At 72.8% G+C, this 26,643-nt stretch carries 23 protein-coding genes; 15 read left to right on the top strand and 8 right to left on the bottom strand.

Annotation, left to right across the window (positions count from 1 at the left end; translation table 11 throughout):
* Positions 1-148: 148 nt before the first annotated feature.
* Positions 149-1,900, top strand: coding sequence for an SDR family oxidoreductase (locus tag AB0O01_RS01295; protein WP_365309705.1), 1,752 nt, complete (start codon positions 149-151; stop codon positions 1,898-1,900).
* Positions 1,901-1,905: 5 nt separating this feature from the next.
* A complete protein-coding gene (locus tag AB0O01_RS01290; RefSeq protein ID WP_365309703.1) occupies positions 1,906-3,279 on the top strand; it encodes a deoxyribodipyrimidine photo-lyase in 1,374 nt (457 codons plus the stop codon).
* Between the two features lie 130 nt (positions 3,280-3,409).
* Here AB0O01_RS01290 and AB0O01_RS01285 read toward each other — a convergent pair whose 3' ends face one another.
* Positions 3,410-4,438 carry a MerR family transcriptional regulator gene (locus AB0O01_RS01285; RefSeq protein ID WP_365309700.1) on the bottom strand — a complete coding sequence of 343 codons (1,029 nt, stop codon included), beginning with the start codon at positions 4,436-4,438 and terminating at the stop codon, positions 3,410-3,412.
* A 206-nt stretch (positions 4,439-4,644) separates the two neighbouring features.
* Between AB0O01_RS01285 and AB0O01_RS01280 the strand changes: the two genes are divergently transcribed.
* From AB0O01_RS01280 to AB0O01_RS01270, 3 genes are all read left to right on the top strand, one after another.
* The gene (locus tag AB0O01_RS01280) at positions 4,645-5,277 is read left to right on the top strand and encodes a sigma-70 family RNA polymerase sigma factor (protein ID WP_365309697.1); all 633 of its coding nucleotides are present in this window, start codon (positions 4,645-4,647) and stop codon (positions 5,275-5,277) included.
* Positions 5,278-5,335: 58 nt separating this feature from the next.
* Positions 5,336-5,983: a class I SAM-dependent methyltransferase gene (locus AB0O01_RS01275; RefSeq protein ID WP_365309695.1), complete on the top strand. Its 648-nt coding sequence runs from the start codon at positions 5,336-5,338 to the stop codon at positions 5,981-5,983.
* Between the two features lie 224 nt (positions 5,984-6,207).
* A complete protein-coding gene (locus AB0O01_RS01270) occupies positions 6,208-6,849 on the top strand; it encodes a hypothetical protein (protein WP_365309693.1) in 642 nt (213 codons plus the stop codon).
* A gap of 118 nt (positions 6,850-6,967) precedes the next feature.
* On the opposite strand, the gene AB0O01_RS01265 is transcribed toward AB0O01_RS01270, so the two are convergent.
* Positions 6,968-7,450, bottom strand: coding sequence for a hypothetical protein (locus AB0O01_RS01265; protein WP_365309691.1), 483 nt, complete (start codon positions 7,448-7,450; stop codon positions 6,968-6,970).
* A gap of 325 nt (positions 7,451-7,775) precedes the next feature.
* Between AB0O01_RS01265 and AB0O01_RS01260 the strand changes: the two genes are divergently transcribed.
* The 4 genes from AB0O01_RS01260 to AB0O01_RS01245 all read left to right on the top strand — a co-directional run bounded on the left by AB0O01_RS01260 (position 7,776) and on the right by AB0O01_RS01245 (position 10,673).
* Positions 7,776-7,970: a hypothetical protein gene (locus tag AB0O01_RS01260; protein ID WP_365310465.1), complete on the top strand. Its 195-nt coding sequence runs from the start codon at positions 7,776-7,778 to the stop codon at positions 7,968-7,970.
* Positions 7,971-8,325: 355 nt separating this feature from the next.
* Positions 8,326-9,528, top strand: a complete 1,203-nt coding sequence (locus AB0O01_RS01255; protein ID WP_365309689.1) for a S8 family peptidase — start codon at positions 8,326-8,328, stop codon at positions 9,526-9,528.
* Between the two features lie 114 nt (positions 9,529-9,642).
* The gene (locus AB0O01_RS01250; protein ID WP_365309687.1) at positions 9,643-10,035 is read left to right on the top strand and encodes a hypothetical protein; all 393 of its coding nucleotides are present in this window, start codon (positions 9,643-9,645) and stop codon (positions 10,033-10,035) included.
* Positions 10,032-10,673, top strand: coding sequence for a DUF4241 domain-containing protein (locus tag AB0O01_RS01245; protein WP_365309685.1), 642 nt, complete (start codon positions 10,032-10,034; stop codon positions 10,671-10,673). Before AB0O01_RS01250 ends, AB0O01_RS01245 begins: the two co-directional genes overlap by 4 nt.
* Positions 10,674-10,731: 58 nt before the next feature.
* On the opposite strand, the gene AB0O01_RS01240 is transcribed toward AB0O01_RS01245, so the two are convergent.
* A complete protein-coding gene (locus AB0O01_RS01240; protein WP_365309683.1) occupies positions 10,732-10,959 on the bottom strand; it encodes a hypothetical protein in 228 nt (75 codons plus the stop codon).
* Between the two features lie 427 nt (positions 10,960-11,386).
* Here AB0O01_RS01240 and AB0O01_RS01235 point away from each other — a divergent pair, with 427 nt between their 5' ends.
* The 3 genes from AB0O01_RS01235 to AB0O01_RS01225 all read left to right on the top strand — a co-directional run bounded on the left by AB0O01_RS01235 (position 11,387) and on the right by AB0O01_RS01225 (position 16,160).
* Entirely contained in the window at positions 11,387-13,084 is a 1,698-nt protein-coding gene (locus AB0O01_RS01235; RefSeq protein WP_365309681.1) for an amidohydrolase, read from the top strand.
* Between the two features lie 278 nt (positions 13,085-13,362).
* On the top strand, positions 13,363-14,916 hold the full coding sequence (locus tag AB0O01_RS01230; protein WP_365309679.1) for a PepSY domain-containing protein: 1,554 nt from the start codon (positions 13,363-13,365) through the stop codon (positions 14,914-14,916).
* A 347-nt stretch (positions 14,917-15,263) separates the two neighbouring features.
* Positions 15,264-16,160 carry a lytic polysaccharide monooxygenase gene (locus AB0O01_RS01225; protein WP_365309677.1) on the top strand — a complete coding sequence of 299 codons (897 nt, stop codon included), beginning with the start codon at positions 15,264-15,266 and terminating at the stop codon, positions 16,158-16,160.
* A 115-nt stretch (positions 16,161-16,275) separates the two neighbouring features.
* Here AB0O01_RS01225 and AB0O01_RS01220 read toward each other — a convergent pair whose 3' ends face one another.
* A complete protein-coding gene (locus tag AB0O01_RS01220) occupies positions 16,276-17,274 on the bottom strand; it encodes a nitronate monooxygenase family protein (RefSeq protein ID WP_365309675.1) in 999 nt (332 codons plus the stop codon).
* Between the two features lie 29 nt (positions 17,275-17,303).
* Positions 17,304-19,103, bottom strand: a complete 1,800-nt coding sequence (locus AB0O01_RS01215) for an AMP-binding protein (RefSeq protein WP_365309673.1) — start codon at positions 19,101-19,103, stop codon at positions 17,304-17,306.
* A 406-nt stretch (positions 19,104-19,509) separates the two neighbouring features.
* On the opposite strand from AB0O01_RS01215, the gene AB0O01_RS01210 reads away from it, so the two are divergent.
* The gene (locus AB0O01_RS01210) at positions 19,510-20,148 is read left to right on the top strand and encodes a TetR/AcrR family transcriptional regulator (protein ID WP_365309671.1); all 639 of its coding nucleotides are present in this window, start codon (positions 19,510-19,512) and stop codon (positions 20,146-20,148) included.
* A 46-nt stretch (positions 20,149-20,194) separates the two neighbouring features.
* On the opposite strand, the gene AB0O01_RS01205 is transcribed toward AB0O01_RS01210, so the two are convergent.
* The gene (locus AB0O01_RS01205) at positions 20,195-20,827 is read right to left on the bottom strand and encodes a TetR family transcriptional regulator (protein WP_365309669.1); all 633 of its coding nucleotides are present in this window, start codon (positions 20,825-20,827) and stop codon (positions 20,195-20,197) included.
* Positions 20,828-21,114: 287 nt separating this feature from the next.
* Here AB0O01_RS01205 and AB0O01_RS01200 point away from each other — a divergent pair, with 287 nt between their 5' ends.
* Positions 21,115-21,990, top strand: coding sequence for an alpha/beta hydrolase (locus tag AB0O01_RS01200; protein ID WP_365309667.1), 876 nt, complete (start codon positions 21,115-21,117; stop codon positions 21,988-21,990).
* Positions 21,987-23,030: a VOC family protein gene (locus AB0O01_RS01195; RefSeq protein ID WP_365309665.1), complete on the top strand. Its 1,044-nt coding sequence runs from the start codon at positions 21,987-21,989 to the stop codon at positions 23,028-23,030. Before AB0O01_RS01200 ends, AB0O01_RS01195 begins: the two co-directional genes overlap by 4 nt.
* A 173-nt stretch (positions 23,031-23,203) precedes the next feature.
* On the opposite strand, the gene AB0O01_RS01190 is transcribed toward AB0O01_RS01195, so the two are convergent.
* Together AB0O01_RS01190 and AB0O01_RS01185 are read right to left on the bottom strand one after the other, a co-directional pair.
* On the bottom strand, positions 23,204-25,369 hold the full coding sequence (locus AB0O01_RS01190; protein WP_365309663.1) for a 3-hydroxyacyl-CoA dehydrogenase NAD-binding domain-containing protein: 2,166 nt from the start codon (positions 25,367-25,369) through the stop codon (positions 23,204-23,206).
* Between the two features lie 41 nt (positions 25,370-25,410).
* A complete protein-coding gene (locus AB0O01_RS01185; protein WP_365309662.1) occupies positions 25,411-26,625 on the bottom strand; it encodes an acetyl-CoA C-acetyltransferase in 1,215 nt (404 codons plus the stop codon).
* Between the last annotated feature and the right edge of the window lie 18 nt (positions 26,626-26,643).

The following is a 26,643-nucleotide window of genomic DNA, read 5'->3' as shown; positions in this document are numbered from 1 at the left end:
TCGCGCGTCGAATCCGCGGAGCGGAGCGGCCTCCTCACCGGCACCGACGGCGTACCCCGAGCGGTAGACATCGGCGGCGGCACGGTACACATCCCGAAAGGCGCGGCGGCCTCCGCGTGCCACCCCCCCCGGCAGGCAGGCGGAAGCGATGACGAGCGAGCACGACAGCACACCGGACCGACCCCCCACCTCCACCTCCACCCCCACCCCCGCCCTCACCTGTCTGGTCACCGGTGCGAGCGGCTATATCGGCGGACGGCTGGTCCCCGAGCTGCTCGACGCGGGACACCGGGTGCGCTGCCTGGTGCGCACCCCGGCCAAGCTGCGCGACCACCCCTGGGCCGACCGGGTGGAGATCGTGCGCGGGGATGTGACCGACCCCGGTTCGCTGACGCGGGTGATGGACGGCGTCGACGTGGCCTACTACCTGGTACACGCCCTCGGCACCGGCTCCGGCTTCGAGGAGACCGACCGCGCGGCGGCCCAGGGCTTCGGCGACGCCGCCCGCCGGGCCGGTGTCGGCCGCCTCGTCTACCTCGGCGCCCTCACCCCCGACTCCGTACCCGAGCGGGAACTGTCCCCGCATCTGCGCTCGCGCGCCGAGGTCGGCCGGATCCTGCTCGCCTCCGGGGTGCCGACAGCCGTGCTGCGCGCCGCAGTGATCATCGGCTCCGGCTCGGCCAGCTTCGAGATGCTGCGCTACCTCACCGAGCGCCTCCCGGCCATGGTCACCCCGCGCTGGGTGCGCACCCGGATCCAGCCGATCGCCGTCCGGGACGTGCTGCGCCTGCTCACCGGCTGCGCCCTGCTGCCCGGTGACGTCAGCAGGGCCTTCGACATCGGCGGCCCGGACGTGCTCACCTACCGGGACATGATGCGCCGCTATGCCGCCGTCGCCGGACTGCCCCGGCGGCTGATCGTCCCCGTTCCCGTCCTCACCCCGGGGCTCTCCAGTCACTGGGTCGGACTGGTCACGCCGGTACCCGCCTCGATCGCCCGGCCCCTGACGGAGTCCCTGCGCCACGAGGTGGTGTGCCGGGAGAACGACATCACCCGGTACGTGCCCGTCCCGGCCGGATACCCCCTCGGCTTCGACCGGGCCGTGGCCCTCGCGCTCCAGCGGATCAAGGACGCGGAGGTCGCCACCCGCTGGTCGTCGGCCGCCGCCCCCGGCGCCCCCAGCGACCCCCTGCCCGGCGACCCCGACTGGGCGGGCGGCAGCCTCTACACGGACGTCCGCGAACGCCCCGCCGAGGTCGGCCCGGAGACACTGTGGAAGGTCGTCGAGGGCATCGGCGGCGACAACGGCTGGTACTCCTTCCCGCTGGCCTGGGCGCTACGGGGCCGACTCGACCGGATGGTCGGCGGGGTGGGCCTGCGCCGGGGCCGCCGCGACGCCGGGCGGCTGAGGGCCGGGGACAGCCTGGACTTCTGGCGGGTCGAGGAGATCCAGCGCCCCCGTCTGCTGCGGCTGCGCGCCGAGATGCGGCTGCCGGGACTGGCCTGGCTGGAGATGCGGGTCGACGGCGACGGCCCCGTCCGCTACCGGCAGCGCGCCGTGTTCCACCCGCGCGGACTGCTCGGACACCTGTACTGGTGGGCCGTCTCCCCGTTCCACGCGGTCGTCTTCGGCGGCATGGCCCGCAACATCGTCCGCACGGCGGAACGCGCGGCGGAACGTACGGCGACGGCGACGACGATGGCATCGGGGCCGGGGTCGGCGCCGGGGCCGGGGCCGGGGTCGGGGCTGGCGTCGGGGCCGGGGCCGGGCGGAGCCGAGGTGGGCACCTCCCCGCCGGGCGCATCCGGATCCGCGTCCGCGTCCGCATCCGCGAAGGCCCCCGCGCCGGAAGGGACAGGCATCCGCAGTCGTTTCCGCCGCCTCCTGGGAAGAAGCTGACGCCCATGCACGTCTCGGTCGTCCTGTTCACCGCCGATCTGCGTCTGCACGACCATCCGCCGCTGCGCGCGGCGCTGGACGCCGCCGACGCCGTCGTCCCGCTGTTCGTCCTCGACCCCGCCATCGAGGACACCGGGTTCCCCGCGCCCAACCGCCGCGCCTTCCTCCACGACTGCCTCGCCGACCTCGACGCCTCCCTGCGCGAGCGCGGCGGGCGGCTCGTGGTGCGCCGGGGCGACACCGTGGCGCAGGTGTGCCGGGCGGTGACCGAGGCCGACGCCTGCGAGGTGCACATGTCGGCCGGACACAGCGCCTTCGCCGCGCACCGCGAGGAGCGGCTCCGCACGGCCCTGGAGGGCGCGGGCCGCCGGTTGTTCGTCCACGACGCCGTCACCGTCGCCGTCCCGCCCGGCACGATCACCCCTGCCACCGCCGACCACTTCACCGTCTTCACCCCGTACCACCGCCACTGGGAGAGCACCCCGCTGCGGGCCCCCGTCGCCGCGCCGCGCCGGGTCCGCGTGCCCGACGAGGTGGGCGGCGAGGAGATCCCCCCGCTCACCGACACCGGCGTCTCGCCCGCGCTGCCGCCCGGCGGCGAGGGCCCGGCCCGCGCCCAGTTGACCGCGTACTGGCGCACCGGACTGGACGCCTACGACGACACCCGCGACGACATGGGCGCGGACGCCACCTCCCGGTTCTCCGCCCACCTCCACTTCGGGACCCTGTCCCCGGTGGAGCTGGTGCAGCGGGCCCGCAGGCACGGCGGCGCCGGGGCGCAGTCGTTCGTCCGGCAGCTCGCCTGGCGCGACTTCCACCGCCAGGTCCTCGCCGCCCGCCCGCACAGCGCCCACGCCGATCTGCGCACCCAGCACGACCAGTGGCGCACCGAGCGGTCCGCCCGCCCCGACATCGACGCCTGGCGTGAGGGCCGCACCGGCTACCCCGTCATCGACGCCGCCATGCGCCAACTGCGCGAGGAGGGCTGGATGCACAACCGGGCCCGGCTCCTCACCGCCAGTTTCCTCACCAAGACCCTGTACGTCGACTGGCGCATCGGCGCCGCCCACTTCCTGTACTGGCTGGTCGACGGCGATGTGGCCAACAACCAGCTCAACTGGCAGTGGATGGCGGGCACCGGCACCGACACCCGCCCCAACCGGGTCCTCAATCCGGTCACCCAGGCCAAGAAGTACGACCCGCAGGGTGTGTACGTCCATCGCTGGGTGCCCGAACTGCGCGGTGTCGACGCGCCCGGCGTGCACGAGCCATGGCGGCTGCCCGGCCTGGACCGGGCCGCCCTGGACTACCCCGACCCGGTCATCGCCCTCGCCAACGGCCTGGACCGCTTCCGCCGGGCACGCGGGAAACAGCCCTGAACCGGAGTCGCCGGTCCCCGCGTCCCCCCGGGCGCCGACCTCGCGGTGCAGCCCTCTTGTCACCCCGGGCGTCGCCCTCGCGGCCGAGTCCCCTCAACCTCTGGGCGCCGACGTCCGCCCCGTCACCCCGTCACCCCGGTCGCGCGGGACGCCGTACGGCCCCCTCCGCCCCCGGTAGCCCGCCGAGCAAGCGGACGGCCGACGCCAGGCTCGCGCAGTGCGGGAACTCGACCGCGACGCGCGGCTCCCAGCCGGGCCCGGCGGGCAGCACCAGGGGTCGTCCGCGGGCACCGGAGGGCCCCCACTCCACTCCCGCGACCCGCCGGGCGAGGGACGGCGACGCCGTGGTGCGGGCCTGGGCCCAGAGCACCACGGCCGCCGGACCCGTCCGCCGGACACAGGCCAGCAACGCCTCCGCCGGCACGGCGGCCCCCAGCATGCGGGTGGGCACCCCCCTCTCCTCCAGCGCCGCGTCCAGCGCCTCCAGGGCCAGTGAGTGCTGCTCGTCCGGCGCACAGGCCAGCAGGACCGGCGGCGCCCCCGCGGCCCGGAACCCGTACGGGAGCGGTGCCGAGAGCGGAGCGCGGCGCAGCGCGGTCGAGATCTGCCACGACAGCAGATGCTCCACCTCCACATAACGATCGCCCGACGACTCCCACTTGCGGCCGACCGCTCGCAGCGTCGGCACCATCACCTCCTCCCACGCCGTCACCAGCCCGTGCCGCGCGACCGAGTCCAGCAGCCGCCCCGCCAACTCCGCCGAGTCCAGCCGCACCGCGGCCCGCCCCAGCCCCCGGCACTCGCGGCGCACATCACCGAGCGGCAGCCCGCTCCCGGCCCCACCCCGCCGAGCGGCCTCCCGGGGCGACGGCACCACCGGCCCGCTCTCACCCCGCTTGAGCCGGGCCACCCGCGCGGCCTCGGCCGGAGGCACCCCGTCCGCCGCCAGCCGGCACATCTCCTCGACCATGGCGACATCCCGGGGACCCCAGCGCCGATGCCGCCCCTGGGAACGCAGGGCCGGTCCCAGCCCGTAGCGCCGGTCCCAGGAACGCAGGGTGGTCGGCGAGACCCCGAGCCGCCGGGCCACGGCACCGGTACTGAGCCCGGCGGCACCGACCGCGTCACCCTCGACACCTTCGACACCCTCGTCGCTCATGTCAGCCTCGGCCTCCCTGCCGTACGCATGCACGCACGCATGCGTTCGCACGCACACCCAGCACGTACGCCCCCACTCTACGGACCCATCCGATGCGATATCGATGCGAGTTGTCGAGCGCCCGACGCGCGCCGGATGCTCGCCGTGACACACAGAACGGATGCGGCACACGCGGCATATGAGGAGAGATGAGGAGAGACACGGTCATGGATCGTGCCCCGGCGGCCCCCGGCCCCGCCACGGCGACCGACGAAGAACAGGGGCTGCCCCCTGGGCCCCCGACGGCGAACGGCCCCTCGCCCCAAGGGGACGAGGCCGCCTGGACGGCGATGCACCGGCAGTGGGAGGGCCTGGTGCGCGCCCTGGCCCGGCAGGCGCTCGGCGACCCGGGCGAGGCGGAGGACGTCGCCCAGCAGGTGTTCACCGCCGCCTGGCGCGGCCGGCGCGGATATGCCCCGGACCGGGGAACCCCCTCGGCCTGGCTCGTCGGCATCACCCGCCGCAAGGTCGCCGACGCGCTGGCCGCCCGCACCCGGAGGGACCGCCTCACCGCAGCCGCGAGCGATCTCGCCGCTGCCCGCCACGACCCCCGGACGGCGAGCGGCCCGGACGCGGCCCTGGACCGCCTGGTCGTGGGCCACGCCCTGCGACGCCTGAACCACCCTCAGCGCCGGGTCCTCCACCTCGCCTACTACGAGGACCTCACCCAGACCCAGATCGCCGCCCTCACCGGCTGGCCCCTCGGCACGGTCAAGAGCCACACCCGTCGCGGCCTGGACAGCCTGCGGGCGTGTCTGGAGGCCGACGGGGTGGTCACACGCTCCGGCGCGGTGAGGTAGCAACGACGGGGCCCGGCCCGCCAGGACGACGCCACCGCGAGGTGTTAGCTTCCTCCCCGTGATGGAGCACCAGGAGAAGACCAGGACCGCCTACGACGGCATAGTCGAGGTGTACGCGTCGGCGTTCGCCAATCGACTGGAGACGCAGCCGTTCGCGCGGAACATGATCGCCACCTTCGCCGAACTGGTCCGGGAGACGGGGAACACGCGGGTGGCCGATGTCGGCTGCGGCCCCGGACATCTGACGGCCATGCTGCACGAACTGGGACTGGACGCCTTCGGGATAGACCTCTCCCCGGCCATGGTCGCCCACGCCCGGCGGGCCCATCCGGCGCTGGCGTACGACGAGGGCCGGATGGAGGCCCTCCCCGTCGAGGAGGGCACGCTCGGCGGGATCCTGGCCCACTACTCGATGATCCACACCCCGCCGGCGGAACTGCCCGCGCTGCTGGCCGAGCAGGCACGTGTCCTGGCACCGGGGGGCCTTCTCATGGTCTCGTTCTTCGGCACCGACGGGCCCGAACCCATCCCCTTCGACCACAAGGTGGCCACCGCCTACAGTTGGCCCGCCGACCAGCTCTCCCACCTGCTCGTCGGCGCCGGATTCACCCCCTTCGCCCGACTGCTCCACGACCCGGCCACCGAACGGGGCTTCCTGGACGCCCACTTGATCGCCCGCCTCGGCCAGAGCCCGGCCCGCGGCTGAACACTCCGGCACCCACCCGGCCACCCCGGGCGCATCCGCGGAATCCGACCCATCATCATGGGTGTCGGAAACCAGGAACGACCAGGAACGACCAGGACGACCGGGACGACCAGGAACGGCAAGGAACGACGAGCTACGCGACCGGGCGCGCTCCCCGCTGCGGCGGCGCGCACGCACACCGGTCGCCGTGGCCCGGCGAGCAGCCGCACAGGGGGGCACGAGAAGTGAAGCGACGCGAGAGATACGCCGCCGAGATCAGGGAACTCGCCGAGGCCGAGGGCGACCTCGCGGCACGGCAGGTCATCCAGCCGTGGACGCACGCGATCATCGCCGTCGTCTGCGCGGTCGTGGTGTGGGTGATCCCGGCGCAGGACGCGCGGGCCGTGGCCTTCGCGTCGGTGCTGTATCTGCCGCTGTTCGCGGCGGTGGTGGCTGTACCGCTCGGGCGGATCGTCTGGACGTACAGGCTTCCCGAGAACGCAAGCCCCGATCCCCATGCGGATGCCCATACGAATGCAAATACCGATACCGACACCGATACCGACACCGATACCGGTGTCGCCGGTTCCGATGCGGTGAAGGAGGCGGGACCCCGCGTTCACATGTGGGGTGTGGGCATCTCCATCGCCCTGGCCGGGGGCCTCGGCGCGGTGGTGACCGCCCTTGTCCCGGTCTCGTGGATCCGCTGGCTGCTTCCCGTCATGGGGGTGTGGGCGGTGCTGGAGACGGTCCGCCGTGACCGGGGCCGGTACCGGCGGGCCCGCGAGGCGGTCCGGGCGGCTGCCGCGACGCCCTGGTTCGACGACTATCACGCGGTGATCCGCGAACGCCGGGAGCGGGTTCGGGGTTCGGGCCGACGGAGTTGAGCCCCGGTGAGTCCGGGGTGGACGCCGGTCCTCGCCCCGGCGACGGGTCGGCGATGGCAACCGGGAGGGGGACGAGGGACGGGCGTACGGCGCGCGGTGCCGTCCGTACGCCCCGGGCTCAGATGCCCTGCGACGCCATCTCGATGATGGAGCGGTAGTAGGCCGCCGTCGAGACCACGCACGGCTTGTACTGGCGGTCACCGTTCAGGGCGAGGAAGTAGTCCCGGATGTTCTTCCAATACGAGACGAGATAGCCGAGTCCGGGGCGGAAGCCCGGGGGCTTGGGCACCAGGGCGTAGGCCGCGGAACACTGGAGGATCCGGTCCGTGGCCTGCGAGAGCACGTCCGCGACCTCGGCGTTCATGTTCCAGCCCGCGGCCAGTTCCGGGGTCCAGATGGAGGCCGCGATCTCCCTGAGCTTCTCCTGCTCCTCCGGGGTGGGCTCGCTCAGCAGCGTCACATCGGAGGCCGTGCGCGGCGCGTCGGACGGGGCCGCCTGTGCCTGGCCGGCGGCTCCGACGGATCCGACGGCGAGTAACGCCGAGGACACCGCCAGCGCGACCGACGAGACGAGCGCGTGTCTGCGGGTAAGGGCCCTCATGAGGTCCTCCTTCTGTCGCCCGCCGTGTCGGCGGGACTCCGTACCGTGAAGTGCCGGGTGCACGCTGACACGTGTGCGTCCCGTCGGTCAACGGGGCCTCGTCGGCCACAGCGGCCCCGTACGGGAGCTCCGGCCCTCACCGCATCGGCCGCACACGGGTGCTCCCGGTGCCAGGCCGTCCGACCTGGCACCGGGAGCACCCGTACCGCGTCGGACGGTCAGAGGTTCTTCTCCAGGGCGGCGCCCTCGGGAGGCATGACGAGGGTGTTCCAGAGGATGGTGGGGCCGGTGGTGTTGGCGGTGCGGAACTCCTCCCAGTACCACTATCGACCGCATCGCCGCCGCACAGCGGGACGGCAAGATCCCCGACCGCGTCCCCGCCGCTGAACTCCTCGCCCTGGTCATCCACCTCTCCCTCAGCAACACCACCCTCGGCCTCACCCTCGACACCCCCGCCGACCACACCCGGCGCCGCGAGACCATCACGGAAGCGGTCGGCGCGCTGCTGGCGCGGCCATGACCGAGCGCCTCCCGCGCACGGCCCGGGGAGGAACGCGTCCCTGCGGCCACGGCCCGGCTCGTGTCGGACCGGGCCGCCCTCCCCCCTGAACCGGCATCCGGCATCCGGCATCCGGCCTCCGGTCACCCCCCTCATCCGGGAGCGACGGTGAGGGAGCGCTCGGCCCAACGGGTGATCTTGAGGTGGGCCGCCCAACACCCCGCACCCTTGACCAGCACCGGCCGAATCGCCTCCGCGCCCTACGGAAGGTGGCGTACCGAAGGATTCGGCCGGGTGGGGGCGAACGTGCTTCAAGTTCGTACGAGGTGGCACCGATGGAGGTGGCATGTCCCCCACCTGTCAGGGAGCCCCCTCGATGCGTCTGCTCGCCCGCCTGGCCACCGCCGCCCTCCTCACCGTCACCCCCCTGACGGCCGTCGGCACGGCCACCGCCGACACCCCGGCGACGACCACCGCCGACACCCACCAGCCGCCCCCGGCCCCGCTCCACGACGCGGCCAGACCCATCCCCGGCCGGTACATCGTCACCCTGCACAAGGGGATCAACCCGGCGCAGCTCGCCAAGAGACTGGGCCTGCGGCCGACCTTCCACTACAGCACGGTCCTCAACGGCTTCGCGGCGCCCCTGACCCATACCCAGCTCGCGGCCGTCCGGAAGAACCCGGGCGTACGGTCCGTGGAGCAGGACGCGACGGTCTCGGCTCCGCCCACCCCCGCGCGACCCCAGCGTTCCCCCGCCGCCTCCTGGGGCCTGGACCGCATCGACCAGCGCTTCCTGCCCCTCGACGACAACTTCAGCACCGCGGGCAGCGGCCAGGGCGTCACCGCGTACATCATGGACACCGGCATCGACTACACCCACCCCGACTTCGGCGGTCGCGCGCGCCCCGGCTTCGACGCGATCGGCGACGGCCGCAACGGCGCCGACTGCAACGGCCACGGCACCCATGTCGCCGGCACCGTGGGCGGCTCGACCTTCGGCGTGGCGCGCAAGGTGAGCCTGGTCAGCGTCCGCGTCCTCGGCTGCGACTCCAGGGGCTCCTGGTCCGGGATCATCGCGGGCTTCGAATGGGTGGCCCGCAACGCCCACCAGCCCGCCACCCTCAACGCCTCCCTCGGCGGCGACCGGACCGCGGCGGTCAACGAGGCCGCGACCGCCGTCTCCGACCGGGGTGTGCTGCCGGTGGTCGCGGCGGGCAACTCGAACATCGACGCCTGCCGGGTCTCACCCGCCTCGGCCGCCCGGGTACTGGCGGTCGGCGCGACCAACCGCTACGACGAGGAGACCGACTTCTCCAACTGGGGCACGTGCCTCGACCTCTACGCACCCGGCCGCGCCATCGTCTCCGCCAAGCTCGGCGGCGGCAGCGTCGCCCTGGACGGCACCTCCATGGCCGCCCCGCACGTCACCGGCGTCGCGTCCCTCTACAAGGCCGAGCACCCCAACGCCACACCGGCCGAGGTGCACGACTTCCTCACCGACGAGTCCACCAAGGACATCGTCCAGAACCTCAGCGACAACAGCCCGAACCGGCTGCTGTTCACCGACGGCCTCTGACCCGGCCGCCGCAGCGGCGGGCCGGCGCACACCGCCCCGGCCCGCCGGACCCTCCCGCCACCGCCGGGCCGTTGTCACCGCCGACCGCTACGGTGCGGTGCAGTGCACCAAAGCATGCGGACGAGCGGAAGCGGTGGGTGGGCGGCCATGGTGGTCGAGGTGGTCGGGGTGGGGTACGCGCAGGGCTGGGATCCGGCGGCCCGCGTGCCCTGGCGCCCGATACCGGTGACGGAGGCCCGCGAGCGCGACACCGAGGGACTTCCGTACGTGGTGGTGTACCGGACCGCGGGCCGGGCGGCTCCCCTGGAGGTCCGGCACGTCTCCTGGCGGGACCACTACGTCGGGGTGTGGGTCTACGACGCCCGGGGCCGCCGCGTCGAGCAATGGGACCTGCGGCTGCTGGACGACCCGGCGCGCCTGCTGGGCAGCCGCCGCGCCGCGCACATCACCGTGCCCGGGGTCGGTGAGGAGGACCGCTGGCTGGACCGGCCCACCAGCCCGAGATGACGATCGTGGAGCCGCGCCGAATCGGGGTCCTACCGGTGCCCAGCGGGCTGCTGGCCGTCTCCGGCCCGGACCTCGACCACCGCGACGGCCCGCACATCACCGTCCCGATCCCACCGGGGGAGTACCAGTTCGACGAGGCGGGCGCCCGCTCCACCTACCACTGCGAGTGGGAGGGCAGGCAGGTCACGGTGACGGACCCCTTGGCCGTCCGCGTTCTCGTCGACGACAGCCCCACCGAGACCTGGGAGATGGCCCTGCGCCCCGGCGAGGACCCTCGGCTGCTCCTGGACAACGGCATCTCCGGCTTCGACACCGACGGCGCCACGGGCTGCTTCGCCGATGCGGGGGCCTGGGATCCGCTCATCACGGCCTACAGAAGCAAGCTGACTCGGCCGGGTACGGGCAGAGGTACCGATCCGGATCCCGGGGTGCGCGAGGCGATGAGCGGGTCCATGTTCCATGACGTCGTCCAGGACCCGGCCTCCGGGGGCGGGTTGGCCGCCTTCGCGACGTCAGGGGACGGCACTCATCCGGTGTGGGTCGGCCGTTCCGGGGCCGGGCAGGTGACCGGGGTGGTGGTGCTGGTGGAGCCGGGGTTCGCACTGCTCCCGGAGAGCGAAGGGGGCGCCGGAGCCTGATGTGCGGGTGCCTGACTCGGGCCTCGGGAGGAGGCCGACCCGCACCCGCCACGGAGTGCTAGGCAGCGGTCCCCCGGCCCGCCTCGCCGGGATTCCCCAGCGGCTGGGTGAGCGCGTCCTCGGCGCTCGCCCGGCGGCCGGGTTCGGTCTCGTCCAGTTCCCAGTAGTGGCGGCAGTCGTCGCACCGGTACTCCGGCAGTCCCGCGTCGATGGTCAGGACCGCCCCGTACGGGCAGGCGCTGCCGTCACCGCGCCCCGCACACTCCTGCTCTCCGTAGATCCCCACGACGTCGACGGTGCGCCGCACCGATGGGATCGGGCAGAGTGCGTAAGGGGCGCACAGGTGCCATGACCGGGCATTCCGCCACAACTCCCCGCAGCAGCCACATGAGTCGTCGGGAAGGCCCGGACCGAGCGTCGGGAAGGCCCGCACTGAGACTCGGGAAGGCCCGGACCGAGCGCTGGGAAAGCCCGGACTGAGAGAGATGGCGTGCCTGCCGCAGCCCGGCCCGGCGCTGGGTGCGCCCCGCACCGAACTCCGCCCCGGTGACGGGCCTCCCCCCTCGGCACGCGCAACGCGAACAGCCTCACCGCACCAGCGCTTTCCGGCCATCCGACGGTTCCGATCCCTCTGGAATCGCAAGGTCGCTGTGCGATCCTCCGGAGGCTTCCGGCCCCCACGTGGGCCTCAACCCTCAGGAACGAGAGTGCACATGACCGACCCGACCCTGGGCCGCCGCCGGCTGCTGAAGATGTTCGGAGTGAGCGCGACCGCGTCGACGGCCGCCGTCCTCCAGGCGGATCCGGTGCTCGCCGCGACCCTCGGCCACGACGAGAAGACCGGCGTGTACGCCGCCGAGTACCGCGCGCCGACCGGCCTGGCCGGCAGCACGGACGCCAAACGGACCGCGCTCGCCTGGATCGACACCAACCGGGCCGCCCTGACCGGGCTCAGCGACGACATCTGGCGGCACGCGGAACTGTCGCTGCGCGAGTGGAAGTCGTCCCTCGCGGCCGCGGCCGTGCTGCGCGCCAACGGATTCACGATCGAGTGGGGTTCGGCGGGCTTCCCCACCGCCTTCGTCGCCACCTACGGCAGCGGCGGCCCGGTCATCGGCTTCAACGCCGAGTACGACGCCCTGCCCGGCCTGTCCCAGAAGAAGGGCGGCGTCACACACGACCCACTCGTATACAACTACGACGCTTATGGGCCAACCTACGGCCCGGGGCACGGCGACGCCCACAACACGCTCGGCGCGGGCGGGGTGGGCGCGGCCGTCGCGGTGGCACGGGCCATCCGCGAGCACCGCCTCAAGGCCACGGTCAAGCTCTTCGGCAGCGCGGGCGAGGAACAACTCGTCGGCAAGGCGTACGCGGTGAAGGCCGGGGTGTACGACGGACTGGACGCCTTCCTGGACTGGCACCCCTTCAACATCACCGCCCCGTTCTGGAACACCACCAGCTCCCTGATATCGGCCACGTTCACCTTCCTCGGGGCCTCAGGCCACGGCGGCACCCCGCTCGGCAACAAGAGCGGCCTGGACGGCGCGCTGCTGATGGCGACGATGTCGGAGTACCTGCGGGAGAAGAACGTCGCCCCCTCCGGCCGCTTCCACTACGCGGTCATCAACGGCGGCGGCGCCCCCAATGTGACCCCGGACATGTGCTCCATCTGGTTCTTCGTCCGGGAGGGCAGCCCGGCGCGCGCCAAGGTGCTCTACGACAAGATCGTGGAGTGCGCGCGGGCGGCGGCGCAGGCCAGCCAGACCCGGCTGGTCCACAAGTTCCACTCCGGTACCTGGAATCTGCTCGCCAGCAAGTCCGGCGCGGAACTCCTCAACGACAACATGCGGCAGATCGGCGCCCCGCGCTTCACCGAGGTGGACCACACCCTCGCGAAGGCGGTCCAGAAGTCCCTGGGCCGCCCGGAGACCGGCATGCCCACGGACCTCACGCCCCTCGCCCCGCCCGCCGCCACCTACACCGGGGGCCTGTCCACCGACACGGCCGATGTGAGCTGGCAGGCGCCGACGGCGGTGCTGCTGGCCGCGGCCTACCCGCCCGGTCTGCCCAATCACAACTGGGCGGTGACCTCCACCGCCGGGACCACCATCGGCCACCAGGCCGTGCTGTCCGCCGCGCGCTATCTGTCGGCCGCCGCCATCGATCTCATCGAGCAGCCCGACCGGCTGGCGGCGATGACGGACGAGTTCAAGGCCCGTACCGAGGGCGTCACCTGGACATCGATGATCCCGGACGACACCCAGCCCCCGCTCTACCAGCCCCCCGCCGACTTCCTGACCCGCACGGGCCAGACCTGGCCCCCACCGGGCATCACCTGGCCGGTCCCGCCGGTCCTGGCGACGGAGCAACTGGGGACGACGGGGCCCGCGATGGCGCCCGTGGAGTAGCGGGGGAGGGGGAGTCCCGTGCGCGGGGCTCCCCCTCGCGAGGCAGTTCCCGACGCCGCGCGGGTCGGCGGCAACTGGCGGGAACCAGGCGGGAACGGACGGGAACCGGCCGGAACTGGCGGGAACTGAGCGGTCCAGGCAACCGACTGTTGGCAGGAAGGACGACGGCGCCGCCGCACCGGAGGGCCCCCAGGGGTCCGCGGCGGCGGCGCGGTCACCTGCTCCCCCTCCGGTGCCTCCCGCACCGCCCGCTCACCCGACGAACTGGAACGCACGCCATGCCCCTGAACACCGACCCGCCCGGCCTGTCCGACCCGTCAGATCCACCAAGTCCCTCCGACCCGTCCGACCCGTCCGAGCCGTCCGATCCGCTCGGCACCGGCCGTACCGGCGGCACCGCCCTCGCGACCGCCGCGCAACCGGGGCCGTCGGCACCCGCCCGGCGCCCGGCGGGCCTCGGCGCGCTGCTGGCCCGGCTGCACTTCTACGCCGGGGTCATGATCGCCCCGTTCCTCCTGGTCGCCGCGGTGACCGGCCTGCTCTACACACTCACCCCCCAACTCGACGCCCTCGTCTACGACAAGGAACTGCACGTCTCCCGCGAGGGGGACGCCGTGGTGCCGCTGTCCGGGCAACTGGCCGCGGCCCGCGCCGCGCACCCGGACGGCACCCTCACCGCCGTACGGCCGGGCAGCGGCGAGAGCACCACCCAGGTCGACTTCGCCCTCCCCGAGCTGGGCGAGAAGGCGCACACCGTGTACGTCGACCCGTACAGCGGCGAGGTGACGGGGCAGCTCACCACCTGGTTCGGCTACACCCCCCTGATGACCTGGTTCGACGACCTGCACCGCAACCTCCAGCTCGGTGATCTCGGCCGCCACTACTCCGAAGTCGCCGCGAGCTGGCTGTGGGTGCTCGTCCTGGGCGGCCTGATCCTGTGGGTACGGCGCCGCAACGGGAACCGCACGGCACGCCGGCTGCTGCTGCCCGACCGCGCCGCGAAGGGCGTCCGGCGCACCCGGAACTGGCACGCGGTGACCGGAGTCTGGCTCGCCGTCGGGCTGCTGGGGCTCTCCGCCACCGGGCTCACCTGGTCCCGCTACGCGGGTGCCCACTTCGGCGAGGCCCTGGACGCGCTCCGCTCCGGCACCCCGGGTGTCTCCACCGCGCTCCCCGGCGCCCCCGCCGACGCGGGCGACGACGGCCACGGCTCCCATGGCTCCCACGGAGCCGGGGACTCCGGCGAGGGCGTCGACCCGGCCGCGGTCGACGGAGTCCTCCGGACCGCCCGCGAGGCCGGTCTCGACGGGCCGATATCCATCGCCGTGCCGTCGGACGCCACCACCGCCTGGACGGTGGCGGAGACCCGCGACCGCTGGCCGGTCGGACGGGACACCCTCGCCGTCGACGCCTCGACCGGCACGGTCGTCGACCGGGTCGACTTCGCCGACTGGCCCTTCCTCGCCCGACTGAGCACCTGGGGCATCAGCGCCCACATGGGGCTGCTGTTCGGCCCGGTCAACCAGATCCTGCTGGCGATCGTGGCCATCGGGCTGATCTCACTGATCGTCTGGGGCTACCGGATGTGGTGGCAGCGCCGCCCCACCCGGGCCGACCGCCGCACCCCGCTCGGCGCGCCGCCCGCCCGGGGCGCCTGGCGTGGGGTGCCCCTGCCCGTCCTCGCGCTGGGCGCGGTCGTGACCGCCGCGCTGGGCTGGGCGATCCCGCTGTTCGGGATCCCCCTCGCCGGGTTCCTCGCGGTGGACCTGGCGGTGGGCGCGGCGCGGCGGCGCCGGTCCGCGACGACGGGTTCCCCGGGCCGGGCGGGCTGAGGGACGGGCGGGCGGCGGCGGGTTCCCCGGGCCGGGCGGGCTGAGGCACGGGCGGGCGGTGGCGGGTTCTCCGGGCCGGGTGGGCTGAGGCACGGGTGGGCGGCGGGCCGTGGCGGCGGTGTGCGGGGGATGGCGAACCGGGTTCGGGGTCGGGGGCAGCCGGACGGTGGCGGCTGAGGAGGTGGAGGGGGCCCTTGTGGATCTCGGAGCGCACACCCCCTTGCGATTGGTATGGACCAATGAGATCCTCTGGTACAGACCAATCGCCAACATCCCATGTCCGGATCGGTGTTGCCAGATCCCGGAGCCGGTTCCGACGGTCCCGACGCGCACGAAAGTGAGCCCCCATGACTTCCGCCCGACGCCGCCTCGCCGCCGCCTCCGTGGTCGTGTCCGCAGCGACCTTCGCCTCCCTGACACCCTCACCCGCGAGCGCGCACGGCTCCGTCTTCGGCCCGGTCAGCCGGGTGAGCGCCTGTTTCGCCGAAGGACCGGAAACCCCCAAGTCCCAGGTGTGCAAGGACCTCATCGCCGACTCGGGGACCCAGCCCCTGTACGACTGGAACGAGGTGAACATCGCCAACGCCGCCGGGAGACACCAGCAGATCATCCCCGACGGCAAGCTCTGCTCCGCCAACCGCGAGAAGTACCGCGCCCTGGACTGGGCCCGCACCGACTGGCCCGCCACGACGGTCGCCGCGGGCTCCTACAACTTCAACGTACGCGTCACCGCCGCCCACCTGGGCACCATGACGATGTACATCACCAAGGCGGGCTTCGACCCGACGAAGCCGCTGAAGTGGTCCGACCTGAACCCCACCCCCGTGGGCACCTACTCCACACCGCGTGCCAGCGACAACGGCTACTACCGCTTCACCGGCACCCTCCCCGCCCTCACCGGCCGCCACATCATCTACAAGGTGTGGCAGCGTCACGACAGCCCCGAGGCGTTCTACGGCTGCTCGGACGTCGTCTTCGGCACGACCGCCGCCGCGTCCACCTCCTCGTCGGCGTCCTCGTCCACGGCCAAGGCGCCGACCGAGGCGAAGATCGAGGCGGGCGAGTCCCGGTCGACCGTCAGCCACTCGGGCCACGGCGGGGACGAGCAGGCGCCCGCGCTGATCTCCGCTGAGTCCCAGCCCGCGGGCTCCTCGCCGGCCGGCGCCCTGGCATGGGCGGGAGGCGCCGCGATGTTCGCCGTGGGCGCCCTGCTCTTCGGCCGTCGCCGCCGCGCGGCCGACTGACGACCCACCCGCCACGAGAGGCGACCGCGCTGCGGAACTCCGGCCCGGACCCGCAGCGCAGTCGCCTCCGGTACGCGGCGCGGAACGCCGGACGCCTGACGGATGGAGGGTTCGTTCACACCCGGTGCGTGGTCGCGCGGTACGTGCGGGTCTTGGTGTCCAGGGCGGACCGTGCCTCGTCGTACTGCTCCTTGAGTGTGGCGACGAAATCCGCGACGGTCGTGCTCCGCTTGACGGCGCCGATGCCCTGGCCCGAGCCCCAGACGTCCCGCCATGCCCTCGGCCGCGCGGTGTCGCTCGTGCCGAAGTCCATGGCGGTGGGATCCGAGGCGGAGAGGCGGTCCGGGTCGAGACCGGCGGCACGGATGCTGCCGCGCAGATAGTTGCCGTGGACGCCGGTGAACAGATCGCTGTAGACGATGTCCTTGGCGGTGCTGCCGACGATCATCTCCTTGTACGCGGCCGAGGTGTTCGCCTCGGTGGTGGCCAGGAACGCGGAGCCCACGTACGCGAGGTCCGCGCCCGCGGCGAGCGCGGCCAGGACGGAGCGGCCGTGGGCGATGGCGCCCGCCATCAGCAGCGGCCCGTCGAACCATTCCCGGATCTCCTGCACCAGGGCGAACGGTGACTGCGTACCGGCGTGGCCGCCCGCACCGGCGGCCACCGCGATCACCCCGTCGGCACCCTTCTCGACGGCCTTGTGCGCGAACTCGTCGCTGATGACATCGTGCAGCACGATCCCGCCGTAGGAGTGCACGGCGTCGTTGATCTCCGGCCGCGCGCCGAGCGAGGTGATGACGATCGGCACCCGGTGCTTCACGATCACCTCCATGTCGTGCTCCAGGCGGTCGTTGGAGCGGTGCACGATCTGGTTCACCGCGAACGGGGCGACGACGGCCCCCGGGTGCGCGGCGGCACAGGACGCGTTCTCCTCCGTGATGCGGTCGAGCCAGTCGGACAGCAGGGAGGCGGGCCGGGCGTTGAGGGCCGGGAACGAGCCGATCACCCCGGCCCGGCACTGCGCGGTGACCAGCTCGGGACCGGAGGCGATGAACAGGGGTGAGCCCACGACCGGGACCGTGAGCGGCAGCGAGAGAGCGGGGGGCAGCGGCATGGCGGGTCCTTGAGTGGATCGGGCGCGGATCAGGCCGTGCCGGTGGCTGTGGCGTGCCCGGCGTACATCGTCTCGATCAGGGCGGCGTAGTGGTCGTGGACGGGCCCCCGGCGCGTCTTGCGGGTGGGGGTGACGAACGCGCCGCCGGGCTGCCAGTCGTCGGTCAGCACGATGTGGGCGCGGACCCGTTCGGGCCTGGACAGCACGGAGTTGGCCGCGCTCAGCCCCGTCTCGATCACCGCCAGGACCGCGGCGTGCCGGCTCAGTTCGGCGGGGCCGCCGTCGAGGCCGAGGCGGGCGGCGAAGGCGGTGACCGCCTCGGGATCGGGCACCAGCAGGGCGGTCACGAAGGGGCGGGCGTCACCGATCACGACCGCGTGCGCGAGCAGGGGAGTGTGGGCGAGGACGGCTCCCTCGATGGCGGCGGGCGACAGGTTCTTGCCGCCCGTGCTGATCATCAGGTCCTTCTTGCGGTCCACCAGGATGATCGCGCCGGTCGGGTCGATGGTGGCGGCATCGCCGGTCCGCAGCCAGCCCTCGGCGGTGAACGCGGCGGCGGTCTTCCCGGGGGCGCCCCAATAGCCCCGCATGACGTTCTCACCGCGGACCAGCAGCTCGCCGTCCGCGGCGATCGAGAACTCCACGCCCGCCATGGGGTGGCCCACCGACGCCACGGGGGCCTCACCGGGAGGCGAGTAGGTCGCCATCCCCGAGAGTTCGGACATGCCGAGACCGCTGCTCACCGGGATGCCCAGTCCGCGCAGGCCGAGCAGCAGGCTCGGTGCGATCGGCGCGGCACCCGAGGCCGCCACCCGCAGCCGGTCCAGGCCGAACCGCTCCCGCAGCGGTGCCAGCACCTCGGAGTCCAACGCCGCCCAGCGGTCGGCGAGTTCGACGGTGAGACGGCCCTGCTCGACCGCCTCGGCGTAGCGCAGACCGAGGCCGGGTGCCTCCGTCAGGGCCTTCCGGCGCACCTCGTCGGGTGCGGAGTCGGCGGCCTGCCGCAGCGCCGCGCGGAGGCCGTCGTGGAGGCGCTGCCAGATCTGCGGCACCGCTCCGAAGATCTGGGGGTGGACATCGGCGAGGGCGGCGGCGATGTCACGGGGCCGGTCGACGGTCGTCAGCTCGGTTCCCGCGGTCATCTGCGTGTAGTGCGAGGACCAGCGGTCGGCGATATGGGCGGAGGGCAGGAAGGAGATCATCCGGTCGCCCGCGCCGATGCCGAGCCGCTCGTTCGCGGCCCGGCACTGGGCGAGTTCGGCCCGGTGCGTGATCTCGACGCCCTTGGGCTGCCCGGTCGTACCGGAGGTGTAGATCAGGGTGAGGATGTCGTCCGGACGCACCGAGCGCCAGACCGCCTCGAAGTCGTAGCCCTCGACCCCGCGGGCGGAGACGTCGTCCAGGGACAGGGTCCCGGGGAAGGCGCCGTCGACGGTGACGACCGTCGCGTCCACCGCGCGGGCGGCAGGGCCGAGCGCGGGCAGGAAGCACTCCTCCGTGATCACCAGACGGGCCCCCGAGTCCGTGAGCAGATGGGCGACCTGCTGCGGGGAGGAGGTGTTGTAGACGGAGAACGGGATCGCGCCGAGATGGAGGACGGCCGTGTCGGCGACATGGAATTCGGGCCGGTTGCGCAGCATGAGCGCGACCGTGTCGCCGTGGCGCACACCCAGCGAGGTCAGCCCCTCGGCCAGTGCCCGCACCCGTTCGGCGTACGCGGACCAGAGCAGCGTCGTTCTGCCGCCGACCGTGCGCAGGGCGACCTGGCCGGCCCGGCGCTCGGCGGTCCGCTGGAACGCCTCACAGAACGTGCGGGGGGCGGTCGGCATCACCGGGCAGCTCCTTTGCTGGCGGGGAGGACGGTCTTGCTCGTGCGGGCACTGGGCGAGGGTGAGAGGTGAGACGGCGGGGTGCGGCCGTGAGAGACACGGCGGACTTCTTCACGGAGCGGGGTCGGGGTGCGTCACGCCGCCCCTCCGCGGCTCCCGCTGACGCGGGGCACCCACGCCCATCGGCGGGCACGGCAACACTGTGGCCCCGCTATTGGCGATCCGTCAATAGGCGCCGGGGATTTCGCCCCCCTTTCTTGACGGGTCGCCAATAAGGGGTCGCGGACGACGGGATCCCGTCCCGGCGCCCCGCGCCCCGCCCCTCTCCTCAGGACGGCGACGCATCCGGACCCGGCAGGGTGGGCGGACCGTGTGCGGTCGGCGGGGACCGTGCAAAGATGCAGCGGTGACAGCCTCTTCCGCCGCCGAGGGCCGGCCACGGATCCGGATGGAGCCGGAAGCCCGCCGCGACCAGATCATCGCCTGCGCCCGCCGCGTCTTCGGCGAGAAGCCGTACGGGGCGGTGTCACTGGCGGACATCGCACGCGAGGCGGGCGTCGCGCGAGGGCTGGTCAACCACTATTTCGGCGGCAAGCGCGAGCTGTATCTGGAGGTGCTGCGCGAGATGGTCGCCGTACCCGACTCCGTGCTGGAGCGGCTGCCCAAGGGCACGCTCCAGGAGCGGGTGAGCGGCGTCGTCGACCGCTTCCTCGGCGTCGTCGACCGCAACCGCGGCATGTGGCTCGCGACGGTCGACGCGCTGTCGCACGGCCATGACCCGGACATCGACTCCGTCATGCGGGAGGCGGAGGAGGTGACCGTCGACCAGACCCTGCGCGCGCTGGGCATCGACCCGGATACCGAGGCGGACGAACCGCTGCGCGGAATGTGCCGGGCCTTCGCCGCGATGACCCGGTCCGCCACCGACGAGTGGCTCCACCGCGGCACCCTGACCCGGGAGCAGACGTTCGCCCTGCTGGAGCGGACCCTGCTGCTCATCATCACGGAGTTCGGACCGGAGACGCCGGAGAAGCGCGGGGAGTGACGGGCGGCGGGCGCCCGGCCCCTGCCGCCCTTCGGTGCCGCACGCCTCACCGCGCCCCGCCGGCCGCCAGCACCCGGGCCGCATCGTGCACCATCCGGGCGTGCAGGGCGAACAACGCCACCGGATCGACGGCGTCCCCGCCCGTCTCGTGCTGCACGAACAGGCCGTCGGCGCCCGCGAGGGCGTAGACGGTCAGCGTCTGGACCCCGTCCTCGTCCAGCTCCGGGAACAGGGTGCGGGCGGCCTCGGAGATCCGGTGGCGGGCGGTCTCGCGGACCTGGAGGAAGACCGTCCTGCCCCGGGGCTCGACCGGCCGTCGCTCCAGGGCGAGCATCAGGCCCAGGCGCAGAAAGTCGGGGGCGTCGACCAGTGACCTCGCCAGGTTCGTGGCCATGAGGGTGATCCGTTCCAACGCCGTGCCGGTCTCCTCGCCCGGCAGCTCCAGCGCGGTCAGCCAGGTGTCGAAGCTGCGCTCGATGACGGCGGCGATCAGGTCGTCCTTGTCCTTGAAGTGCCAGTAGATCGAGCTGGCGGGCAGCCCGCACTTGACTCTGACGGCCGCGATCGACGTGCCCTCGTACCCGCGTTCACCCGCGATCTCCACGGCGGCGTCGAGGATGCGCTGCCGCGACTCGATGCCGTTCGCGCGCTTCCTGCGGGTCTCCTCGGACCTGGTCATCAGCACTCCCCTCCTGATCAAGCCTGCTCTTGACTGTATCGGGCGCCACTGTTACCGTAACATTCATTCCAATTGGATCGTTCGTTACGGTAACTTCAGGGCCGTGACCTGCGATGCCGTCGATCGCGGCGCCGAGGTCGTCTCGCGCGCCCGGATCTCCGTCGACCGAGAGCGCCCCGGCACCAGTGCCGCCGCGCCCACCCCGCGTGACTCCACCGCTGCTTGCGGGTCCCGTCCCGGCAGCAGCCCTTCGCCGCCCCACCCCTCTCCGCGAAGCGAGGAACGACATGACCACTCCCACCGACCTGCCGACGATGCAGGAGACGACGTACGACATCGGCGGAAAGAAGATCTTCGTCGCGGACACGGGTGGTGACGGACCGCCGGTCGTGATGCTGCACGGCGGCGGCCCCGGCGCCTCCGGGGTCTCCAACTACATCCGCAACATCGCCCGCCTGGCCGAGAACTACCGGGTCATCGTCCCCGACATGCCCGGCTACGGCCGCAGCAGCAAGGGCATCGACAGCGCCGACCCCGTCGGCTACCTCTCCCGCCACATCCGCGGCCTGCTCGACGAACTCGGCCTGGACAAGGTCCACCTGGTCGGCAACTCCTACGGCGGAGCCTGCGCCCTGCGCCTGGCCCTGGACACCCCCCAGCGCGTCGACCGCATGCTGCTGATGGGCCCCGCGGGCATCGGCACCACCCGCACCCCGCCCACCCGCGGCATGCGGAGCCTGCTCGGCTACTACACCGGCTCCGGACCGTCCCGCCTGAAGCTGGAGACGTTCATCCGCACCTACCTCGTCTTCAACGCGGCCAGTGTCCCGGACTCCGCCATCGAGGACCGCTACCGGGCCAGCATCGACCCCGAGGTCATCGCCTCCCCGCCCACCAGGCTTCCCTCCGGGCCGAGCGCGCTGCGCACCCTGTGGAGGTCGGACTTCACCCGTGACCCCCGGCTGAGCCGGCTGACCGTGCCCACCCTGGTGCTGTGGGGCGCCGACGACAAGGTCAACCGCCCCTCCGGTGCCCGCATGCTGGCCGACCGCATGCCCAACTGCGACCTGTACCGGGTGGCCAACACCGGGCACTGGGTGCAGTTCGAGCGGGCCGACCTGTTCAACCGCGTCTGCTCCGACTTCCTGGCGGGCCGCCGATGAACCCGCACGAGAACGCCCGCGAGCACGCGCGGGAGGGACACTGCGCCCCGTCGGTCTTCGGAGCCGTCCATCTCGGCTACATCATCATCGAGACCAACCGCTTCGCCGACTGGCGCCGGTTCGGCACCGATGCCATCGGCATGCACCACGACGCGCTCTGCCACGACCTGATGCGCTTCCGCCTCGACGACCAGGAGTGCCGCTTCCTGCTGCGGCGCGGCCCCGCCGAGGATGTCGTCACCACCGGCTGGCACATCGACGACCACCCCTCCTTCGAGCGGATCGAGGCCCGGATCCGCGCCCACGGCGTACCCCTCGTCGCCGGAACCGACGAGGAAGCCGCCCTGCGCGGTGTCGAACGCCTCCTGCGCTTCCCCGGACCCAAGGGCATCACCCAGGAGATCTACACCACCCCGGTGAAGTCCGCCGAGCCCCTGCGCATGCTCGCCTCGGGCTTCGTCACCGGCGACGCCGGCATGGGCCACATCGCCCTCAGCTCCACCAGACCGACCCTGATCCGCGGCTACTTCCACACCGTCTTCGACGCCCGGCTGAGCGACTACATCGACGAGACCATGAGCGGCGTCAAGGTGAAGATCCGCTTCCTGCGGGTCAACGAACGCCACCACTCCATCGCGGTGGCCAACCCCCGCGCGGTGCCGATCGACCCGATCCGCACCCGCGTGCAGCACCTCAACATCCAGGCCGACACCCTCGACGACGTCGCCCTCAGCTACCAGCGCGTGCGCGAACTCGGCTTCGGCTCACTGTCCGTGGGCCAGCACACCAACGACCGCGAACTCTCCTACTACGCCCGCACGCCCTCCGGCTTCGACTGGGAGGTGGGCTGGAACCCCATCGTCGTCGACGAGGCGACCTGGGAACCCAGCACCCATCAGGGCATCAGCATCTGGGGACACCTCCCGGTCGGGCGGACCATCCTCGACAGACTCGCCCACTTCCGCGCCGGCGCCCACTCACTGGCCCACCCGGAGAACACCGTCCCCGCCCTCAGCGGCACGGGCATCGCCGACGGCTGACACCCCGTCCCTCACCGGCACGGGCATCGCCCACGACCGACCCGCCATCCCACCGCCGCGGGCCGCCCCACAGGCAGGAGCCTCGCCCCGCCGGTGCGCCGATGGAGGCCGCCACCGCGCAACCCCGCTCGGGGTCCGCGGTGGCGGTGACCGGCCGAGATGCCGCCGCCGGGTCACTCGAAGCGCTTACCCCGTTCGGCCTTCGCCACCAGGGAGTGCGGTGGGGTGAACCGGTCGCCGTACCGCTTGGCCAGTTCGTCCGCCCGGTCCACGAACCCGGGCAGGCCCCCCGGATATCCGTTGATGTACTGGATGACGCCACCGGTCCAGGCCGGGAAACCGATCCCGAGGATCGAGCCGATGTTGGCGTCCGGCACGGAGCGCAGGACACCCTCGTCGAAGCAGCGGACGGTGTCCACGGCCTCGGCGAAGAGCATCCGCTCCTGCATGTCCCGGAACGGGATCTCGCGGTCCGGCAGGGCGAAGTGCTGCCGAAGACCCGGCCACAGACCGACCCGCCCGCCCTCGGTGTACTCGTAGAAGCCCGCGCCGGACGACCGGCCCGCGCGGCCGAAGTCGTCGATCATGCGGTCGATCACCGCTTCGGAACCGTGCGGCAGCCAGGTCCGGCCCTCGGCCCACGCCGCGGCCATGAACTCCTCGCGGATCCTGCGCGGCAGCGTGAGCGTCAGTTCGTCCATCAACTGGAGGGGCGGCGCCGGATATCCGGCCTGGCTGCCGGCCTGCTCGATCGAGGACGGGTCGATCCCCTCGCCCACCATGGCCACCGCCTCGTCGAGGAACTTGCCGATGACCCGGCTGGTGAAGAAGCCGCGGCTGTCGTTGACGACGATCGGCGTCTTGCGGATCTGCCGCGCCACATCGATGGCCCTGGCCAGGGCGGCGTCCGAGGTCCGCTCGCCGACGACGATCTCCAGCAGGGGCATCTTGTCGACGGGTGAGAAGAAGTGCAGGCCGATGAAGTTCTCCTGGTCCCACACCCCCTGGGCGAGGTCGGTGATCGGCAGCGTCGACGTGTTGGAGCCGAGCAGCGCGCCGGGCGCGACGATGTCCTGGATCTCCTGGAAGACGCGCCGCTTGACCTCGGGGCTCTCGAACACCGCCTCGATGACGAGGTCACACCCGGCCAGGTCCCGGGGATCGGCGGTGGGCGTGATCCGGTGGAGGGTCTCCTCGGCCTGCTCGCGGGTCACCCTGCCGCGTGCGACGGCCCGGTCGAACAGACCGGCCGAATAGGACCTGCCCTTCTCGGCGTTCTCGACGGACACGTCCTTCAGTACGACATCCATGCCGCCGCGCGCGCAGACGTGGGCGATGGCGGCGCCCATCATGCCCGCGCCGAGCACACCGACCTTCGTCGCACGCCAGGTGTCGTGCCCGGCCGGGCGGCTGCCGCCGCCGTTGATGTGCTGGAGGTCGAAGAAGAACGCCTTGGTCATGTTCTTCGCGATCTGGCCGGTGACCAGTTCCACGAAGAAGCGGCTCTCGATCGTGAACGCCGTCTCCAGGTCCACCTGCGCGCCCTCCACCGCAGCCGCCATGATGGCCACCGGGGCGGGATAGTGGGCGCCCTTGAGCTGCCGTCGCAGGTTGGCCGGGAACGCGGGCAGCCGGGCGGCGAGCGCCGGGTCCGCGGGGGTGCCGCCGGGCATCCGGTATCCCTGCGCGTCCCAGGGCTGGGCCGCGTCGGGGTGGTCGAGCACCCATTGCCTGGCGTGGGCCAGGACCTTCTCGGGAGTGTCGGCCACCTCGTGGAGGAGACCGAGGGCCAGGGCCCGGCGCGGCGTGTGCCGCTGCCCCTGGAGCAGGGCGTTCAGCAGCGCGTCGGTGACACCGAGCAGCCGTACGGTCCTGACGACGCCCCCGGCGCCGGGCAGCAGCCCGAGGGTGACCTCCGGAAAGCCGATCTCGCTTCCGGGGGCGTCGAGCGCGACCCGGTGATGGCAGGCGAGCGCGATCTCCAGGCCGCCGCCGAGCGCGGAGCCGCTGACCGCGGCGGCGACCGGGCGGCCCAGGGTCTCCAGACGCCGCAGCAGCGCCTTGATCCGGGTCACGAAGTCCATGGTCCGTGCCGCGTCCTGCGGGGTGGTCCGGATCAGCTCGTTGAGGTCGCCGCCCGCGAAGAAGGTCTTCTTGGCCGAGGTGACCACGACGCCGGTGATGCCGTCCCGCTCGGCCTCCAGCCGGTCCAGGACCCCGGCCAGGGACTCGACGAAGGCACGGTCCATGGTGTTGGCCGACCTGCCAGGGGCGTCCATGGTGAGGACGACGACGCCCTGCGCGTCCCGCTCCCAGCGAAAGTGGCTGTGCTGACTCATCCGTTCTTCCTGTCTGCTCGGTGCCAGGTGCCGCCGCGGTCTCAGCAGCGTTCGATGACGGTGGCGATGCCCATGCCGCCGCCCACGCACAGGGTGACCAGGCCATAGCGCTGGTCCCGGCGCTCCAGTTCATCGAGGACGGTGCCGACGAGCATCGCCCCGGTCGCGCCCAGTGGATGCCCCATCGCGATGGCGCCGCCGTTGACGTTGACCTTCTCCAGCGGCACGCCCATGTCCCTGACGAAGCGGAGCACGACGGCGGCGAACGCCTCGTTGATCTCCACCAGATCGATGTCGCCGATGCTCAGCCCGGCCTTGGCCAGGGCCTTGCGGCAGGCCGGAGCGGGGCCGGTGAGCATGATCGTGGGATCGGCGCCGGAGAGGGCCGTGGCCAGGATCCGCGCCCTGGGCCTCAGCCCCGCGGCCCGTCCCGCCCCTTCGCTGCCGACCAGCACCAGGGCGGCTCCGTCGACGATGCCCGAGGAGTTGCCGGGGGTGTGGACATGGTCGATCCGTTCCACCCAGTGGTACTTCTGGAGGGCCACCGCGTCGAAGCCGCCCTGCTCGCCGATGTCGGCGAAGGAGGGCCTGAGCGCGGCGAGGCCCTCGGCGGTCGTCCCGGGCCGGACCAGCTCGTCGTGGTCCAGCACGGTCAGCCCGTTGCGGTCCCGGACCGGCACGACGGAACGGTCGAACCAGCCCTTGTCGCGTGCCGTCGCGGCCCGTTCCTGGGAGCGGACCGCGTACGCGTCGACGTCCCGCCGGGAGAGACCCTCGATCGTCGCGATGAGATCGGCGCTGACGCCCTGCGGGACGAAGGAGGTCGCGTGGTTGGTGGCGGGATCACCGGCCCAGGCGCCGCCGTCCGAGCCCATCGGCACCCGCGACATCGATTCCACACCCCCCGCGAGCACCAGCTCCTCGGAGCCCGAACGGACCTTCTGCGCGGCGGTGTTGACCGCCTCCAGGCCGGAGGCGCAGAACCGGTTGAGCTGGAGCCCGGTGGTCGTCTCGGGCAGCCCGGCGGCCAGCGCCGCCGTCTTGGCGATGTCACCGCCCTGGTCGCCGACCGGGGAGACGACGCCGAGCACCACGTCCTCGATCAGTCGCGGGTCCAGTCCCGGATGGCGGGCCCGGATCTCCTCGATCAGACCGGCCACCAGGGTGACGGGCTTGGTCCCGTACAGGGAGCCGCTGCGCTTGCCGCGCCCGCGCGGGGTGCGGATCGCCTCGTACACATATGCTTCCGTGGTCATGCCCGCGGATTCCTTTCT

The sequence above is a fragment of the Streptomyces sp. NPDC093252 genome, assembly GCF_040683675.1.
Classification (GTDB): Bacteria; Actinomycetota; Actinomycetes; order Streptomycetales; family Streptomycetaceae; genus Streptomyces.
This window is presented reverse-complemented; position numbering and strand designations above follow the sequence as displayed.

Excerpts from the sequence above, each read along its gene's own strand:
- AB0O01_RS01195 (WP_365309665.1), top strand. The coding sequence starts at position 21,987 with ATGAACCCGCACGAGAACGCCCGCGAGCACGCGCGGGAGGGACACTGC.
- AB0O01_RS01190 (WP_365309663.1), bottom strand. The coding sequence starts at position 25,369 with ATGAGTCAGCACAGCCACTTTCGCTGGGAGCGGGACGCGCAGGGCGTC.
- AB0O01_RS01255 (WP_365309689.1), top strand. The coding sequence starts at position 8,326 with ATGCGTCTGCTCGCCCGCCTGGCCACCGCCGCCCTCCTCACCGTCACC.
- AB0O01_RS01185 (WP_365309662.1), bottom strand. The coding sequence starts at position 26,625 with ATGACCACGGAAGCATATGTGTACGAGGCGATCCGCACCCCGCGCGGG.
- AB0O01_RS01295 (WP_365309705.1), top strand. The coding sequence starts at position 149 with ATGACGAGCGAGCACGACAGCACACCGGACCGACCCCCCACCTCCACC.
- AB0O01_RS01215 (WP_365309673.1), bottom strand. The coding sequence starts at position 19,103 with ATGCCGACCGCCCCCCGCACGTTCTGTGAGGCGTTCCAGCGGACCGCC.
- AB0O01_RS01235 (WP_365309681.1), top strand. The coding sequence starts at position 11,387 with ATGACCGACCCGACCCTGGGCCGCCGCCGGCTGCTGAAGATGTTCGGA.
- AB0O01_RS01230 (WP_365309679.1), top strand. The coding sequence starts at position 13,363 with ATGCCCCTGAACACCGACCCGCCCGGCCTGTCCGACCCGTCAGATCCA.
- AB0O01_RS01220 (WP_365309675.1), bottom strand. The coding sequence starts at position 17,274 with ATGCCGCTGCCCCCCGCTCTCTCGCTGCCGCTCACGGTCCCGGTCGTG.
- AB0O01_RS01245 (WP_365309685.1), top strand. The coding sequence starts at position 10,032 with ATGACGATCGTGGAGCCGCGCCGAATCGGGGTCCTACCGGTGCCCAGC.
- AB0O01_RS01265 (WP_365309691.1), bottom strand. The coding sequence starts at position 7,450 with ATGAGGGCCCTTACCCGCAGACACGCGCTCGTCTCGTCGGTCGCGCTG.
- AB0O01_RS01250 (WP_365309687.1), top strand. The coding sequence starts at position 9,643 with ATGCGGACGAGCGGAAGCGGTGGGTGGGCGGCCATGGTGGTCGAGGTG.
- AB0O01_RS01290 (WP_365309703.1), top strand. The coding sequence starts at position 1,906 with ATGCACGTCTCGGTCGTCCTGTTCACCGCCGATCTGCGTCTGCACGAC.
- AB0O01_RS01225 (WP_365309677.1), top strand. The coding sequence starts at position 15,264 with ATGACTTCCGCCCGACGCCGCCTCGCCGCCGCCTCCGTGGTCGTGTCC.
- AB0O01_RS01205 (WP_365309669.1), bottom strand. The coding sequence starts at position 20,827 with ATGACCAGGTCCGAGGAGACCCGCAGGAAGCGCGCGAACGGCATCGAG.
- AB0O01_RS01280 (WP_365309697.1), top strand. The coding sequence starts at position 4,645 with ATGGATCGTGCCCCGGCGGCCCCCGGCCCCGCCACGGCGACCGACGAA.
- AB0O01_RS01200 (WP_365309667.1), top strand. The coding sequence starts at position 21,115 with ATGACCACTCCCACCGACCTGCCGACGATGCAGGAGACGACGTACGAC.
- AB0O01_RS01285 (WP_365309700.1), bottom strand. The coding sequence starts at position 4,438 with ATGAGCGACGAGGGTGTCGAAGGTGTCGAGGGTGACGCGGTCGGTGCC.